Origin of the sequence: Pantoea sp. NGS-ED-1003 (assembly GCF_000738765.1) — a bacterium.
Taxonomy (GTDB): Bacteria; Pseudomonadota; Gammaproteobacteria; order Enterobacterales; family Enterobacteriaceae; genus Pantoea; species Pantoea septica.
In genome coordinates this window covers 99821-115758 of record NZ_JPQA01000003.1, presented here as the reverse complement: position 1 = coordinate 115758, position 15938 = coordinate 99821, and the positions used below count along the sequence as shown (strand labels likewise).

The window sequence follows — 15938 nt, the reverse complement described above, 5'->3', positions numbered from 1 at the left end:
GTCTTCTCCTTAAAAACCCACGGATTTGAGATAGGTCAGACTGGCGCTGACGTCGCGCAGGCTGGTGTCGGCCTGGCGCGGATCGCGCTCCTGTTCCAGCGTGATCCAGCCCTGGTAGCCCTGTTCGGCCAGAAAGGCGCGCACCGCCGGATAGTCGATTGCGCCCTGCCCGATCGGGCACATTACCCCTTCGGCGCAGGCGCTAAAGAAGTCGAGGCCGCGCGCCAGCACATCACGCCACACCGCATCGTTGACGTCTTTGAAATGGAGATAGTCGATGCGGCGCCAGTAGTGCCGCAGCGCGGCGATGGGATCCATGCCCGCATAGTAAAGATGCCCCGTATCGAGGCAGAGCCCGGCGACCTCATGCGGAATATCCTGCGCCAGCTGCGCCAGTTCGTCAGCGAACTCGATGCTGCCGCCCGCGTGCGGGTGGATCACCGGCCGTACGCCGTAGTCGCGCCAGGCGATCTCGCTGATTTGCGTGATATGGCGCATCAGGCGCTGCCAGTCAGCCGCCCCGAGGCGCGGCGCGCGTTCAGACTGACCGGCCAGCCGGGCGCGCTCGGGGTTGCCGAAGTCGATGATCACCAGATAGGGCGCGGGCGCGTTGTCACCATGCGTCTTCTCAGCGGTGGGAATGCGGGACAGGGTGCGGCACAGCTTGTGCGTCAGCTCGACCATCGTCGGGAAATGGGCCTCGCTGACCAGATCGTCGAACAGCGTGGCGGCGACGATCGACAGGCCGTGCTGGTTCAGCGCGCCGCTGAGTTCGTCAGGGTCGCCAGGCAGATAGCGCCACGGGCCTAGCTCGATGCTGCGGTAGCCCGCCTGCGCCGCTTCGCGCAGCACCGTCTGCCACGGCGGCAGAAAGGGGTTGTCGGGATTATCGACGCCCCAGCTACAGGGCGCGTTGGCGATATGGATGGTCACGATAGCTCTCCAGGCAGGCACATTTGCCGCGAGTATCGAACATATTTTCCACATCAAACAACAGTGAAAGTTTTATTCTTTGATAGCGATCATAGTTATTCTTATCATAAAAATGATAGAAAATTATCATTTAAATCAGTAATTAACTGATTTACATATTTTCTCTGGTGATAATCTCGAAAGGCAGAATCACCTGCTCATATCGTGCGTCGCGCTCGCTCTGGCGCTCAGTGCAGAGCTGCACCACGGCGGCGGCCATCGTCTCGATGTTATGACGCAGCATCAGGGTGATACTCCCGTCGATAAGGGCCAGTTCGCCCTCCTGCACCGGACCGTGACACACCAGCATGACCCCGCGCTGCGCCTGTTCGCGCAGCGCGCGCACCACGCCTTCGATACCGCCGCACGGCGCATAGATCAGCTGCAAATCGGCATGCCCGTCCAGCAGCGCCTGCGCGGCGCGATAGCCGCCTTCGACGCTTTCGCGGGTGTTGAGCGGCTCGAGCACGCGCTGCGTCGCCCCATACTCCCGCATCCCGGAGCGAAAGCTGATTTCGCAGCTCTCCTGGCAGGTAAAGCGGTGGTCGCCGAGCAGCACGCCGACGCTGCCGGGCCGACGCAGCAGATGCTGCGCCATCCAGGCGGCGGTGCGCCCCGCCTTCTGATTATCCACGCCGATATAGCCCGCCTGACCGCAGGGCGAAAAGTCGGAGAAGAGCGCGTAGACCCGCACGCCCTGACGCGATACCGCCTGAATGGCATGGCGGATCAGAGGATGATCGAGCGCCACCACACCAATCACGTCGACGCGCGTCGCCAGCGCGCGCAGCGATTGCGCCGCCTGCTCAACCTCGTCGATGCCGTGGGTGACGAAAAGCGGCTCGACGCCAGCGGGATGGTGCGGCATGGCCTGCTCGCACAGCGCCTCGCTCAGCTGCCGGTAGAGCGAATAGTCGGTGGAAAGCAGCAGAAATCCCATGCGTAGCGTCGCCGTCGGCGGCGCGCCGGGATGCAGTAGCCGGGATTGCGCATGGCGATAGCCTAACCGGCTGGCCGCCGCCAGCACCCTTTGTTCGGTTGCGCCGCGCACCGGGGCGCGCTGATTCAGCACGCGATCCACCGTCGCCACGCCGACCCCCGCTTCGCGCGCGATAGCGCTCATGGTGACTTTCGTCATTCTCTGTTGCCTCCTGTGACGGTAACGCCGTTGCCCGGCCGCGAGCGACCTCGCGCTTTCGCTATCCTAACCGCTCAAGCGCGCCTGCCCGATCGTTTGATAAAACAGAGCGCGCATAAATTTGATCCTCTTCGCATAACGAAACATTTATTTCTAAATGATTTTCATTCGGAAAAAACATTTGCTAGAAATTTTCCTCAATCCGTCCGCGGAAAGGCTGATGGAATTCCATCAGCAAAAGGTTAGAGAGGGCAGCCTCAGGCTTTCTATAGTGAAAGCCTGACGGAGGCAGCGGCACGCCGCAGCTGGCCATTAACAGACTAATAAGTATGGAGTTGTTATGTTTCTCTCTACCCTGCCTGCTCCGCGCCTGCCCGATGCGCACCAGATCCCGGCGCTGCGCTGGGGCATCATTGGCCCTGGCTGGATCGCCGATCGCTTCGCCAGCGCCTTATGTCATCACACCCATCAGCAGCTGACCGCGGTTTCATCGCGTAGCCTTGATAAGGCGCAGGCGTTCGCCGACAAATGGTCGATTCCCCATGCGTGCGGCGGCATTGATGCCCTGCTGGCACGCGATGATGTCGACGCGATCTATATCGCTACGCCGCATAACCACCATTTCCCTGACGGCCTGCGCGCGCTGCAGGCGGGGAAACATGTGCTCATCGAAAAGCCGCTGGCGCTCAATGCGCATCAGGGCGAAGCGTTGCAACAGGCGGCGCAGCGCGCACAGCGGCTCTGTATGGAGGCGATGTGGTGCGACTTTGCGCCGAAATATGACGTGATCCGCCAGCTGCTGGCAGATGGCGCGCTGGGCGACGTACACAGCCTGATCGCCGATCACGGCGAATTTTTTACCCCGGATCACCGCATTTTTAATTCCGATCTCGCCGGCGGGCCGATGCTCGATCTCGGCAGCTATCTGGTCGCATTCAGCATCCTGGTGGGTGGCGCTCCTGAACGTATCGTCGCGCAGGGCGAACCTGCGCCGGGCGGCGTCAACGGCCAGACCGCAATGCTCTTTACCCATGCGCGCGGCATGCAGTCGGTGCTGCACACCACGCTGTTCAGCAATACGCCGGGCACCGCGGCGATCGCAGGACGCGACGCCACGCTCTACCTGGACGGGCAGTTCTATGCGCCGGGCAACTTTCGCCTGGTCTCCAGCGATAAGCGCCGCACGCTGCACTGGGAAGAGCCGGCGAATCGCTATCAGCAGCTCAGCCATGAGATTGATCACTTCGCCTGGTGCGTCGGCCAAAGCCTGACGGACTCGCCGGTGCGTTCGCTGGCGACCTCGCTGCTGACGCTGCGCGCGATGGATGAAGTACGTCGGCAGATCGGCGTGGTATTCAACGAAGAACGCTAACTAAAGCCAGGAGTCGTGAAGATGAAAATCGCTTTTGACGTGGATGTAATCAGAGATATGGGCATTACCCGCATGGTGCATCAGGTGGCCGAATGGGGATACCGCTATATCGAGCAGTCGCCTCATCCGCAGATCAACCCCTTCTACAAGCACCCAAAGGCCAGCCGCGAAATTATGCGCGAATATAAAAACGCGCTGAATGCCACCGGCGTGGAGATCTCGTCGTTTATCGTGGTTTATCGCTGGTCCGGTCCGGACGAGCTGCGTCGTCAGGCGGCGGTAAAAAACTGGAAACGCATGATTGAGATTGCCGTGGAGATGGGCGTGCAGGTGATCAACACCGAGCTCTCCGGCAACCCCAACGAGCCGGAGATTTGCGAAGAGATGTTCTACCGCTCGATGGAAGAGCTGCTGCCCCTGTTTGAGCGCGAAAATATCCGCGTCGAAATCCAGTCGCATCCGTGGGATTTTTGCGAGAACAGCAACGAAACCGCCGATATGGTGAAGTCGTTCCGCAGCGACAACGTGAAATATGTTTACAGCGTGCCGCACACCTTTTTCTACGACAACGGCAAGGGCGACGTTCGGCCGATGCTGGAGTATGCCGGCGAGGATCTCTCCCATGTGCTGATCGCCGATACCATGAACCACACCAAGCACTGCCGTTATATCGTCAACCCGCCGGGCGTGGACGCCACTATCCACCAGCATGTCGGCGTCGGCGAAGGCGAGGTCGATTTCGACACGCTGTTCCAGACGCTGCGCGAGATGGACTTCGCCAGTCGCACTTATAAAGTGGGCGGCGAATCCATTATCGCGTCCGCCCTGTTCGGCTATCCGGAGAAGATGAAGACGCAGGCGGTCGAGACGCGCGAGCTGATCGAGCGCGAGCTGCTGAGCCGATAAGAGACTACGCCAGCCGCTCAACCTGAACGAAGCGTCCGCTGGTCAGCGACTCGCACGCCGCTTCGGCAATCGCCTGCGCCTGCAATCCATCCATCAGGCCAGGCAGATCCGCCACCGTTTCGCCGCCAAGACAGCGCAGGAAGGCGTCCAGCTGAGCGTAGTACGTATCGCGCACGCGGCTGAACCAGTCCGGGAACAGGCCGGGCTGAGTGATGCCGCTTTGCTGATAGAGCGTCGCGCCGCGCATCGCCTGCGGCTCCGACGCCAGCATGCCTCGCGATCCCACCACGCTGATGCGTTCGTCATAGCCGTATGCGGTACGGCGGGTGTTATCGAGCTGCGCCAGCGCGCCGTTTTTCAGCTGCATAATCAGCACCGAGGTGTCGACATCGCCGAAGTCGCGCAGCGCAGGCTGCGCCAGCGCCGCGCCCAGCGCGCCGACCGTTTCAACCTCGTCGTTGGTCAGAAAACGCAGCAGATCGAAAAAGTGAATGGCCTGGTCGCGCATCTGTCCGCCTGACGCGCGCAGATAGTCGAGGGGCGGCATCTCAGAGGCGCGACACACCATCTGGATCAGCTCCGGCGCGCCGATAGCGCCCTGTTGAAGCTGCTGCTTCAGCTGCTGGTGGCTGCGGTCGAAGCGACGGTTAAAGCCGACGGTGACCGGCACCTTCAGCGGCGCAAGACTTTCCACCACCGCGCGCGCCTTCGCCAGCGACAGATCGATGGGCTTTTCGCAGTAGATCGCCTTGCCGGCATTTGCCGCCTGTGCCAGAAAATCAGCGTGCGTCGGCGTCGAGCTGGCGATCAGCACCATATCAATATCGTCGCGGTTAAGCGCCTCGCTAACGCGGCCTGCGCGCGCGCCATATCGCTGCGCCAGCGCCTCGGCGCGCGCCGCATCAAGGTCGCACACCAGCGCCAGATGCGCGCCTGGATGCGCCGCCAGATTCGCGGCGTGCACCTGGCCGATAAAACCGCTGCCGATCAGGGCAACGCGTTGAGTTACGGGGGACATTTGCGATCTCCTCTTCACAGTTCGGGATAGCTGACCTTGTCAAAATAGCCCGTTCTGTCAGGCTGGCTGAACGCAGAAATTGATGGAATTCACTCAGCATGAAGCGAATGACGCTCAGTAAGCTGGCGCACGCCGCCGGCGTCGGCGTGGCGACCGTAGACCGGGTGCTTAACGATCGCGGCGGCGTGTCGCCAGCGATGACCAGAAAGGTGCTGGAGGCAGCGCGTGCGGCGGGGCTTAACCGCATTTTACCGGAAGAGCATCGCCAGCCGTGGCAAATCGAAGTGATCCTCAGCAGCACCGACGCCTTTTTCTTTCAGCAGCTGGCGCAGGATTTTCAGCAGCTGGCCGACGCGCTCGGCTATCGCCGCCTGCGCCTGCAGCGCACCTTTATCGCCGAGAACGCGCCGGAGAAACTGGCGGCGCATATTCTCGCCAGCAGCCGCAGAATGGACGGGCTAATGGTCTTCGCGCATGAACATCCCGCGATTTATCAGGCGCTGAGCGACTGCAAAGCGCGCGGCGTGCCGGTGATCACCCTGATTTCCGATCTGCCCGACGCCGATCGTCTGCTGCACGTGGGCATCAATCAGCTGCAGGCCGGGCGCACCGCCGGGCTGATGATGGGCAGCATGCTGGCGCGCGCGGGCGAGGTGCTGACGATCAGCGGCCGCGTCGACTATCGCGCGCACCGTCAGCGCATCGAGGGATTCCGCGACGTGCTGCAACAGCGCTTTCCCCATCTGGCGCTGCGCGAAGCGCTGGCCGGCCTGGAAGATCGTTCGCGCATCAGCAAGCTGCTGGAGAAGGCGCTGGTGACCTCCCCGTCTATTGTCGGCGTCTACAATACCGGCCTTGGCAACCGCGAGATCTCCGAGGCGCTGGCGCGCCACCGCCGCGAACGCGACGTGGTTTACATTACGCATGAGCTTTACGCCACCACGCGCCGCCTGCTACAGCAGCGCACGCTTACACTGACGCTCGACCAGAATACCCAGCGCCATGCCCAGCTGGCGCTGAACCTGCTGTTGCAAAAGCTGGAAAAGGGCGGCGATTTTTCTATGTATGCCGATGGGCGCGTCGATTTTATGCTCTACACCCAGGAGAACGTCGATTAGCGAACGCCAGCAGGGTTAAACCGCAATTATTCGCCCTGCTACACTCAAAGACGTCTGACACACTCTCATCAACAAGGCGAACTCACACTATGTCGGAAAACAGTTATCAGCCCGCAACAGTCTGGAAATGGGATCCGGAAGCCAAAGGCAACGGCGCAAAAACCAACCGTCCTGTCGCAGGCGCGACCCATGAAAAAGCGCTGCCGGTCGGCAAACATCCGCTGCAGCTCTACTCGCTCGGCACGCCCAACGGCCAGAAAGTGACGATCCTGCTGGAGGAGCTGCTGGCGGTCGGCGTCAAAGAGGCGGAGTATGACGCCTGGCTGATCCGCATCGGCGACGGCGATCAGTTCGGCAGCGGCTTTGTTGATATCAACCCTAACTCCAAGATCCCGGCACTCAGCGACCATTCGGTGAATCCGCCGCAGCGCGTGTTCGAATCCGGCAGTATTCTGCTCTATCTGGCAGACAAGTTCGGCCACTTCCTGCCGGACGATCCGGCGGGCCGTACCGAAGCCCTGAACTGGCTCTTCTGGCTGCAGGGCGCCGCGCCTTTCGTCGGCGGCGGTTTCGGCCACTTCTACCACTACGCGCCGGAGAAAATCGAATACGCCATTAACCGCTATACGCTGGAGACCAAGCGCCTGCTCGACGTACTGGATCGCCGTCTGGCGGAGAGCCGCTTCCTCGGCGGCGACGCTTATACCATCGCCGATATCGCCACCTGGCCCTGGTTCGGCGGCCTGGTGCTGAGCAACCAGTATGGCGCGACCGAGTTCCTCGACGCGAAATCCTATAAAAACGTGGCGCGCTGGGCGCAGGAGATCGCCGATCGTCCGGCGGTGATCCGCGGGCGCAAAGTGAATCGCGTGATGGGCGATCCGGCCGATCAGCTGCACGAGCGCCACGACGCATCCGATTTTGACACCAACACTGAAGATAAACGCCAGGCGTAAAGGAGCTAACAATGAGCGCATATGTCATCTTTATTCGCGACAAAATTACCAACCCAGAAGAGTTCGCTATTTACGGCGAAAAGGCGGGCAAAGCGCGCGGTGACCATCCGATAACGCCGCTGGCGTTTTATGGTCAGCTGGAAACGCTGGAAGGGCCGGAAGCGGACGGCGTCGTGGTGCTGGAGTTCCCGACGGTAGAAGCGGCGCACGGCTGGTATGACAGCCCGGAATATCAGGAAGCGAAACAGCACCGCCTGAAAGGCGCGGAGTACCGCGTGGTGCTGGTGCAGGGCGTAGAGCAGTAATAAAAGGGACGCCGTTCGGCGTTCCTTTAAAATCTGGCAGCGTGCCGACGCGGGTTGCATGGCCCGATCGCAAAGACGCAAAAAGCGGCATCCCTGCCAGCTCGGCCCGCGACATCCCTGTCGCGGGACGCTTTGCTCCCCGGTCCATGCAACCCGCGTTTTACGATTTGTGCCCGCTATGAAATAAAAACCACTCCGCTTCGCCTTAATTCAGCTGAATGCGCGCCACGCTGTCTGGCCCTTTACTGCTATGGTCTTTATTGAAGCCCTGCTTAATGGTGACGTAGAGCGTCTGACCATCCGGCGTCACCAGCAGGCTGTTGGGATGCCCCTCGAACGACCAGCTGTTTTTCACCGCATAGGTGGTGGCGTCAAGCTGCAGCACCTTCTGCGACTCACGCTGGCTGATATAGATCTCGTTGCGTTTCGCGTTGAATTTAATGCCCAGCGCGTCGCCGTCGATGCGTTTGATTACCTTGCCGCTGCGCTCATCGAACACCAGGGTGGTTTTCGCTTTCGAGTTGTCGGTAACGAACAGGCGGCCGGTCGCCGGATCTTCCGCCATATTCAGCAGCAGATAGGCTTTGCCGTCGCCAGGGGTCAGACGCTTCTCGATCTTATGGCTGCGCGGATTGATCACCAGGATCTCGCCGCCGCCGTTTGCGGCGTAAATACGATCGGTAACCGGCGAATAGATAATGCCGGTGACCCATTTGCCGGCGTTTTTAATGCGCGTCTTCAGCTTCATGGTCTGCGCGTCTACCACCCAGATCACGCCCGGATCGCCCACGCCGCCGATATAGAGCTGGTCGTTATGCAGGAAAATCTCGCGCGCGCCGAACGGGAAGCCCTTCTCGTTGCGCTCGCTGAACAGGGTACGCGCCAGCACTTTGCCTTTCACCGGATCGATCTTCGAGACGCCGCCGTCCAGCGAGTTGGTCACGTAAAGCAGGCTACCGTCGCTGTTCATGGTCATGCCGAAGTTTTTCAGATCGGTGTAGCCTTTGCCGGTGGTCTCCAGCGTGGCGGGATCGAGGCGATAGATCACGCCGCCGCTGACATCCTTAAAGGCGTCGGCGCTGGCGACGTAGAGCGCGTTTGCGCCCGGCACGTAAGCCATCTCATACAGGCCGAAGCCGAGTTCGCGCTGTTTCACCGCAGAGGCGGCAGGCTTTGCGGCAGCGGCAGCGGCAGCGGCCGGCGCCTCGGCTTTTTTCGCCGGCGCCTGACAGGCCGTCAGGCCGAAAGCGGCGGCGACCGCCAGAACAAGCGCGGCGTTGCGCGGACTGAACAGAGATTTCATGCATGACTCCCTTGGGAAATGATGCGCTGCCGCTCGGCTCAGCCGCCGCAGCTAGCGCTCAAAAAGAATGAGAATCATACTCATTAACAATCAATGTGTAAATGTTGTCCGCTGCGGCGGCGCCCTTTACGTCTCCCTCTTTAAGCGCGCCTGTAAAAAATCCACGAAGGCGGTAATGCGCGCGGGAAGCTGCCGCTGCGCCTGCCATACTGCGAAAATATCGCCGTCGGGCGCCTGCCATTCCGGGAGCACGTGCAGCAGATCGCCGCGCTCGACGGCGTGCCGCGCATCCCACCACGAGCGCAGCAGGATGCCGTGACCGTCCAGCGCCATGCGCATCGCCACCTCGCCGTCGTTGGTGAGCAGGCTGCCGCGCACCTTCTGGCTGACGCTCTCGCTGCCCTTCACAAAGCGCCACAGGGTGAAATCCCCTTCATGCTGGCGCAGCAAAATGCAGTTGTGCTGCGCCAGCGCATGGATATCGGCCGGCAGGCCGCAGCGCTCGGCATAGGCGGGCGAACAGCAGAGAATGCGCGGGTTGGCGCGCAGCCGACGCGCCACCAGCCGCGAATCGGGCGGTTCCCCGACGCGCACGTCAATGTCGACGTTAGCATCGAGAAAATTGAGCGGCTGGCTGCTGAGCTGCAGCGACAGCGCCAGCTCGGGATGCAGCGCCGCAAACGCCGACACGCAGGGCGCGACGTGGCGGCGGCCAAAACCGAACGACGCGTTGATATTCAGCGTGCCGCGCAGCACCTCGGTCTGGCCGCTCACCGCCTCTTCCAGCGCCGCCAGCTGGTCCAGCAGCGGACGCGCCCCTTCCAGATAGCGCCGCCCCTCTGCCGTCAGCTCCAGCCGCCGCGTGGTGCGCTTCAGCAGCTGTACGCCGAGCCGGCGCTCAAGCTGGCTGAGACGCTTGCTGACCGCCGCCAGCGACAGGCCGAGATCGCGCGCCGCCGCCGTCAGGCTGCCGAGAGTGGCGATGCGCACAAAGAAGGCGAGATCGTCGGTAGACGTGCGGGATTCTTTACTTTGATTCAACATTGGCTTGCGTTTCAGGCTAATTATTTCCCGGTGATGCAAAGTTATACTGCGCAGACAATTCGAACATCAACCCTGTGAGGTGCTCTGTGTCTGAAAAAATCCATCGTATTGCCGTTATCCCCGGCGACGGTATCGGTAAAGAGGTGATGCCGGAAGGCATTCGCGTAATGAACGCGGCAGCCGAAAAGTTCGGCATCGCGCTGCGCTGGGAGTGGTTCGACTTCGCCAGCGCCGAGTACTGGCAGCAACATGGCAAGATGCTGCCCGACGACTGGTTCGCGCAGCTGAAAACCTTTGATGCGATCTATTTTGGCGCGGTGGGCTGGCCGGCGATCGTGCCGGATCACGTCTCGCTATGGGGATCCCTGCTGCAGTTCCGTCGCGAGTTCGATCAGTACGTCAACCTGCGGCCGGTGCGTTTAATGCCGGGCGTTAAAGCGCCGCTGGCGAACCGCAAGCCGGGCGACATCGACTTTTACGTTGTGCGTGAAAATACCGAAGGAGAATACTCCAGCGTCGGCGGCACCATGTTCCCCGGCACCGAACGCGAAGTGGTGATTCAGGAGACCGTGATGACGCGCATCGGCGTCGACCGCATTTTGAAATTCGCCTACGAGCTGGCCAACAGTCGCCCGAAAAAGCATCTCACCTCCGCCACCAAATCCAACGGCATCGCCATCACCATGCCGTACTGGGACCAGCGCGTCGAGGCGATGGGCGAGCACTATCCTGAGGTGAACGTCGACAAGTACCACATTGATATTCTTACCGCTAATTTCGTGCTGCATCCCGACTGGTTCGACGTGGTGGTCGCCAGTAACCTGTTCGGCGATATCCTCTCCGACCTCGGCCCGGCCTGTACCGGTACCATCGGTATCGCGCCCTCGGCCAACATCAATCCCGACCGCACCTTCCCTAGCCTGTTCGAGCCGGTGCACGGCTCCGCGCCCGACATCGCCGGTAAAGGCGTAGCGAACCCCATCGGCCAGATCTGGTGCGGCGCGATGATGCTGGAGCATCTGGGCTATAAAGCGGCAGGCGACGCGGTGCTCGACGCCATCGAACGCACGCTGGCGCAGGGCGAATGCCTGACGCGCGATCTTGGCGGCGAAGCCAGCACCGAAACGCTCGGCGCGGCGATCGCCGCAGCGCTCAGCGCCTAGTCGATCGCGAAAAGCTCTGGATTCCAGCCTGGCGGCAGCGGTTCCGGCCGCTCAACCGCCAGGTGATGCCAGCGCAGATTCTCGACGCCGCGCGCAAAAAGTGCAGGCAGGCCGCCGGGATAGCGCTCCACGCCGAATGCCTCCCCGGTCGCAGGATCGAGCTTATAGGCGTTATACAGCCCCATGCCGGTCGGCGCGTCGGGATTGCACGGCGGCCGGATATCAAACTGCCCCTGCGCGCTATCGTGGCTAACCACCTGGCGCAGCTGCACATCGGCGATCAACACGTCGCGAATATCGCCAGGTCGGGCGGCGTGCAGGTTGATCGCTCCTTCCGCTACGCCGCTCGCCTGGGTGAACTGCAGCTGCTCGACCCGCCCCGGCCGCACCGCCGGATCGCGCGGACGCACCGACACAAACAGCGGATCGGCTTTGCCCCAGTGGCACGGCGGCGCGTAGTGGCAGACAAAAGTCAGATGGCTGAAGAGCAGCCGCCGCATCGCGCCGCCGTCGCGCGACAAAATGCCGATGCCGCGGTTGGAGTCGAACAGGGTGCAGTTGGTGACGGTGACGTCCTCGATATCGTCGAAGGTTTCGGTGCCGATCTTGAAGGCGCAGCTGTAGGAGCGCAGCAGGCAGTTGCTGATGGCGATCTGACGCGCGGGGCGGCGTAGCGCGTCGGGCTTCAGGGTGGTTTTGATGCAAATGGCGTCATCCGCCGCGCTGAGGTAGCTGTTGCTGACGAACACCGCCTCGCAGCTGTCGATGTCGAGCGCGTCGGTATTGGGCATCGTCATGGCGTTATCGATGGTGAGGCGATCGATATGCACATGGCGGCAGCTCACCAGATGCACCGTCCACATCGGCGCCTGTACGATGGTGAACCCCTCCAGCGTCACCTGCTCGCACGCTTCGAATACGATGATGCGCGGCCTGTCGGGGCGCGGCAGCCGGTAGCCCTGCGCGTCGCGCTCGGCGGCAAACCAGATTTCGCCGTCGCCGTCGATGCGGCCCTTGCCGCTGATGGTCAGATTGCGCTGGCCAAGGGCGTAGAGCAGGACGTTATGCGACTTCTCGGCGCTGCTCAGCGTCTGAAACCGCTGATAATCGGCTCGCCGCTGACTGGCGAGCAGCACCGCGCCCGCTTCAAGGTGCAGCTCAAAATGGGAAGGCAGATTCAGGCAGCCGCTGCGGTAACGCCCGGCGGGCACCGTCAGGCGGCCGCCGCCCGCGGCGGCGATCTGGTCGATAGCGCGTTGTAATACCGCCGTGTCCAGGGTTTCACCGTCGGCGGCGGGATGAAAATCAGCAAGGGAAAGGTGCATGGTGCGGCTCCTGGTTAAAGAGAAGCCGCTATTTCAGCGCGTACGGCGCGGGGAAACCTTTATCTGACCGCCACCTCGCCCCTTTGTGAGGCGCCTCACAAAATCAGCCGAGGCGGGCCAGCGCCAGCGCGCCGCTGAGCGCGTCGCCCTGCGGCGCCGTCAGCACGCGCCGCAGCGATTCCGGCAGATAGGGCTCGATGGGTTGCGCCAGGCCGCCCATCAGCGCCAGCTTACCACTCTGACGCGCCAGCAGCGGCTGCGCCATCAGGGCGATCTCCTCAGCGCTCTGCCGCACCAGCGTCAGGCCGTGCGCGTCGCCCTGCTGCGCGGCGGCAAACACCTCCGGCACCACGCTGCCCCAGTCGGCGGTGGTCGCCCGCTGCGACCAGAGCAGCAGCGTTTCAGCATCCTGCGCGAAACGGGCCATCAGCCGCTGCGTCAACGACGAGGCGGGCACAACCGCTTCATGCGCCAGCAGCGCCAGCCGCAGCGCACGCTGTCCCAGCACGGCGCCGGAACCGAGATCGGAAAGCGCGAAGCCCCATCCGCCGAGCAGCGTAAAGCTGTCGCCGTCCCAGCAGGCGCCCTGGCTGCCCGTGCCGACGATAAATACCGCGCCTGGCGCACCGCCGTGCGCGCCGATGCAGGCGATCTCCACGTCGGTGACGACGCGCAGCGCGGCACAGCGCGGCCGCCAGTCGGCCAGACGCCGCTGAACCGAAGGCACATTCGCTCCCGCCAGACCGGCGACAATGCGCATCGCGGTGGCAGGCAGCTGCGCCTGGTCGGCAATCTGTGCGATCAGCGCGTCAAGCGTACCGATTGCGGCGTCCCAGGCGGAAAAGACGTTGGCCGGGCCGCCTTCGGCCTGCGCCAGCACCTTGCCCTGCGCATCGATGAGTCGAGCGCGACAGCGGGTGCCGCCGCCGTCAATGCCAAGATAGTAGAGAGAACTCATGCTTTATTCCGCGTCGCTTCATGTTGGGGATCATTTTCCAGTTTCTGCCGCTTACGTAAATGCGGAAATAGCGCCATCCACAGCCCGACCACTACCAGCGTGCCGATGCCGCCAATCGCCGCGGCGGGCACCGCGCCGAACCAGGCAGCCAGCATCCCCGATTCGAACTCTCCGAGCTGGTTCGAAGTATTGATAAAAATGGCATTAACCGCGTTGACGCGGCCGCGCATATCGTCCGGCGTATCGAGCTGCACCAGCGCGCCGCGGATCACCATGCTTACCATATCGAATCCACCGAGCGCGGCCAGCGCCAGCAGGGAGAGCCAGAGCTGAGTCGAGAGCGCAAACACCAGCGTCGCGATGCCGAATCCCGCCACCGAGCCGAACATGATCATGCCGACATGCTTTTCCAGTTTGTTGCGGCTCAGCCACAGCCCTACCAGCAGCGCGCCTACCGACGGCGCGCCGCGCAGCAGACCGAGTCCCCAGGGACCGGTATGCAGAATATCCTGAGCGAAAATCGGCAGCAGCGCCGTCGCGCCGCCGAGCAGCACGGCGAAAAGATCGAGCGAGATAACGCCGAGCACATCTTTGCGATCGCGGATAAAACGCACGCCGGCGAAAAGATTCGGCAGGTTCATCGGCAGACGCGGCTGCGGCGGGCGCTCATAGCGCAAGCGGGCTACCAGGAAAAGCGACAGCAGATAAAAGGCAGCGGAGACGCCATAGACCACGTCCGGACCGGCGACATAAAGCAGGCCGCCCAGCGTAGGGCCGACGATAACCGCCGCCTGGCTGCCGACCGAGGTTGAGGCCATGGCGCGCGCGAGAATGGCGGGCGGCACCAGCGAAGGCAGCATCGAGGTAATGGCGGGCCACTCCAGCGCTTTCGCCACGGAAATGAGAAACACCAGCCCCCAGATTTCTACTTTGCCAGCCCAGTTGAACAGGGTTAAAAACAGCAGCGCCACCAGCGCGGCGCACTCGATCAGCTGGCCCAGCAACACGATGCGGCGACGGTCGAGCTGATCGGCCAGATGGCCGGCGGGCAGCGCCAGCAGCACCGACGGCAAAAACTGCATCAGGCCGATAATACCCAGCGCCATCGCGCTGTTGGTAATAGCGTAAATCTGCCAGCTGATGGCGACGGAGAACATCTGAAAACCAAACGATGAGCAGGTGCGCGCCAGCCAGAACGCGACAAACGCCCGATGCTTTAACAGCGATTCATCCGCTGCCTGTTCCATAGAATCCATAATTTATCCCGTTAATTGTTCTGCCGGTTCACGTCATAGCGCGAACCTCTCTTTTTTAATCTGCGCAGGCGAACGCGCAGCACAGCGTGCTTGATTTCTCGTCGGGTGGCAATGCTGGGATGTGCTTTAGCGCGTCGCTAAAATGCAGCAGGCAACGGCACAATTATTATTGACTATTATCAGACTATTTATTTCCAGAAAGGTAAAATTAGGACCATTTAATTATTAAAGTATACTTTATGATGCACCTTAATAGCCGCGCAACAAGGCGCATAAAAAGGGTGACGTCTTTATTAATTCCGTTTTATATTGAGTCCAGCAGTAACCTGAGCGTTACCTAGAGAAACACTTATAATTTTGTTCGACTTGTTCTTTTAACCAGAGATGCATGGAAAATAGCTTGTACAATCCATATGTTACTGAAAATATTCTTAGCCCCGCAGGCACGCTGCTGGGTTTTTGTTATTCGAAACCTTACTTACTGGATGACGAAGAGGAAACCAATAATAATGACGATATAGTTGCATGGAAAAATCATTGTGCAAATGAAGCGGCATTAATGATTATTCCCGTCGCCGTGAAGCAGCTTAAACAAATCATTGCTGCGCCGGATCAATATCTTTGCTGGCAACATTCACGGGTTCGCCTGGCCATTAACTATGACGCGCTGAAAGAGTGCCGCCTCGCTTTACCTGAAATAACAAATGTTTTTCAGTTCTGGATGCTCGATTTCGCTCCGCCCGGCGCTGACTGGCGGCTGATTGAATCTTTCCCCTTTTCCGGCATCGTGTTAAGCGAAGATTTCTTTAACGCTAATTATCAAAAATTTACCTTCCCTTTCTTATTATCTTCATTTGCTGAAAGAGAAATTAAGGTTATTGTTCGCAGCGCGCAGCCAGCGCCGCCCGCCGAGGTGATGAAGGCGCTCAATATATCGGGATGGCAGCAGCAATGCCGCCCAGGCAGTCTTATCAGCTGAAATACCGAGGAAAAAACCAAACGCTAGCGTTGTGAGCGTAGCCTGAGCGCCATAACGCAGCGTAAACCTCATAAAATGTCGTACTAATTGCGCGCTTAAGCGCAAAGCGCTAAAAAAATCAAACC

At 61.0% G+C, this 15938-nt stretch carries 15 protein-coding genes; 7 read left to right on the top strand and 8 right to left on the bottom strand.

Annotation, left to right across the window (positions count from 1 at the left end):
* Window positions 1–9: 9 nt before the first annotated feature.
* Window positions 10–933, bottom strand: coding sequence for a TIM barrel protein (locus JS46_RS06760; RefSeq protein WP_033749227.1), 924 nt, complete (start codon window positions 931–933; stop codon window positions 10–12).
* 151 nt (window positions 934–1084) lie between these two features.
* Complete coding sequence (locus JS46_RS06755) at window positions 1085–2110, bottom strand: LacI family DNA-binding transcriptional regulator (RefSeq protein WP_033749226.1); 1026 nt, start codon at window positions 2108–2110, stop codon at window positions 1085–1087.
* 340 nt (window positions 2111–2450) lie between these two features.
* Between JS46_RS06755 and JS46_RS06750 the strand changes: the two genes are divergently transcribed.
* On the top strand, window positions 2451–3482 hold the full coding sequence (locus JS46_RS06750; protein WP_033749225.1) for a Gfo/Idh/MocA family protein: 1032 nt from the start codon (window positions 2451–2453) through the stop codon (window positions 3480–3482).
* A gap of 21 nt (window positions 3483–3503) precedes the next feature.
* Window positions 3504–4388 (top strand): sugar phosphate isomerase/epimerase family protein, encoded by an 885-nt coding sequence (locus JS46_RS06745; protein WP_033749224.1) that lies wholly within the window; start codon window positions 3504–3506, stop codon window positions 4386–4388.
* Between the two features lie 4 nt (window positions 4389–4392).
* On the opposite strand, the gene JS46_RS06740 is transcribed toward JS46_RS06745, so the two are convergent.
* Window positions 4393–5406 carry a Gfo/Idh/MocA family oxidoreductase gene (locus JS46_RS06740; protein WP_033749223.1) on the bottom strand — a complete coding sequence of 338 codons (1014 nt, stop codon included), beginning with the start codon at window positions 5404–5406 and terminating at the stop codon, window positions 4393–4395.
* Window positions 5407–5504: 98 nt separating this feature from the next.
* Here JS46_RS06740 and JS46_RS06735 point away from each other — a divergent pair, with 98 nt between their 5' ends.
* The 3 genes from JS46_RS06735 to JS46_RS06725 all read left to right on the top strand — a co-directional run bounded on the left by JS46_RS06735 (window position 5505) and on the right by JS46_RS06725 (window position 7785).
* Window positions 5505–6524, top strand: a complete 1020-nt coding sequence (locus JS46_RS06735; protein ID WP_033749222.1) for a LacI family DNA-binding transcriptional regulator — start codon at window positions 5505–5507, stop codon at window positions 6522–6524.
* Window positions 6525–6613: 89 nt separating this feature from the next.
* Complete coding sequence (gene yghU, locus JS46_RS06730; protein WP_033749221.1) at window positions 6614–7480, top strand: glutathione-dependent disulfide-bond oxidoreductase; 867 nt, start codon at window positions 6614–6616, stop codon at window positions 7478–7480.
* Between the two features lie 11 nt (window positions 7481–7491).
* A complete protein-coding gene (locus JS46_RS06725) occupies window positions 7492–7785 on the top strand; it encodes a DUF1330 domain-containing protein (RefSeq protein ID WP_033749220.1) in 294 nt (97 codons plus the stop codon).
* A 205-nt stretch (window positions 7786–7990) separates the two neighbouring features.
* On the opposite strand, the gene JS46_RS06720 is transcribed toward JS46_RS06725, so the two are convergent.
* On the bottom strand, window positions 7991–9088 hold the full coding sequence (locus JS46_RS06720; protein WP_033749218.1) for a YncE family protein: 1098 nt from the start codon (window positions 9086–9088) through the stop codon (window positions 7991–7993).
* Between the two features lie 126 nt (window positions 9089–9214).
* Entirely contained in the window at window positions 9215–10132 is a 918-nt protein-coding gene (locus JS46_RS06715; RefSeq protein WP_033749217.1) for a LysR family transcriptional regulator, read from the bottom strand.
* Window positions 10133–10218: 86 nt separating this feature from the next.
* Between JS46_RS06715 and JS46_RS06710 the strand changes: the two genes are divergently transcribed.
* Window positions 10219–11295, top strand: coding sequence for a tartrate dehydrogenase (locus JS46_RS06710; protein ID WP_033749216.1), 1077 nt, complete (start codon window positions 10219–10221; stop codon window positions 11293–11295).
* On the opposite strand, the gene JS46_RS06705 is transcribed toward JS46_RS06710, so the two are convergent.
* From JS46_RS06705 to JS46_RS06695, 3 genes are all read right to left on the bottom strand, one after another.
* Entirely contained in the window at window positions 11292–12620 is a 1329-nt protein-coding gene (locus JS46_RS06705; RefSeq protein WP_033749215.1) for a glycoside hydrolase family 28 protein, read from the bottom strand. The two genes, JS46_RS06710 and JS46_RS06705, sit on opposite strands and share 4 nt — an antisense overlap.
* 103 nt (window positions 12621–12723) lie before the next feature.
* A complete protein-coding gene (locus tag JS46_RS06700; protein WP_033749214.1) occupies window positions 12724–13578 on the bottom strand; it encodes a BadF/BadG/BcrA/BcrD ATPase family protein in 855 nt (284 codons plus the stop codon).
* Window positions 13575–14834, bottom strand: coding sequence for an MFS transporter (locus JS46_RS06695; RefSeq protein ID WP_033749212.1), 1260 nt, complete (start codon window positions 14832–14834; stop codon window positions 13575–13577). The genes JS46_RS06700 and JS46_RS06695 overlap by 4 nt, the downstream gene beginning before the upstream one ends.
* Before the next feature lie 388 nt (window positions 14835–15222).
* Between JS46_RS06695 and JS46_RS06690 the strand changes: the two genes are divergently transcribed.
* A complete protein-coding gene (locus JS46_RS06690) occupies window positions 15223–15813 on the top strand; it encodes a hypothetical protein (protein ID WP_033749210.1) in 591 nt (196 codons plus the stop codon).
* Window positions 15814–15938 lie beyond the last annotated feature (125 nt).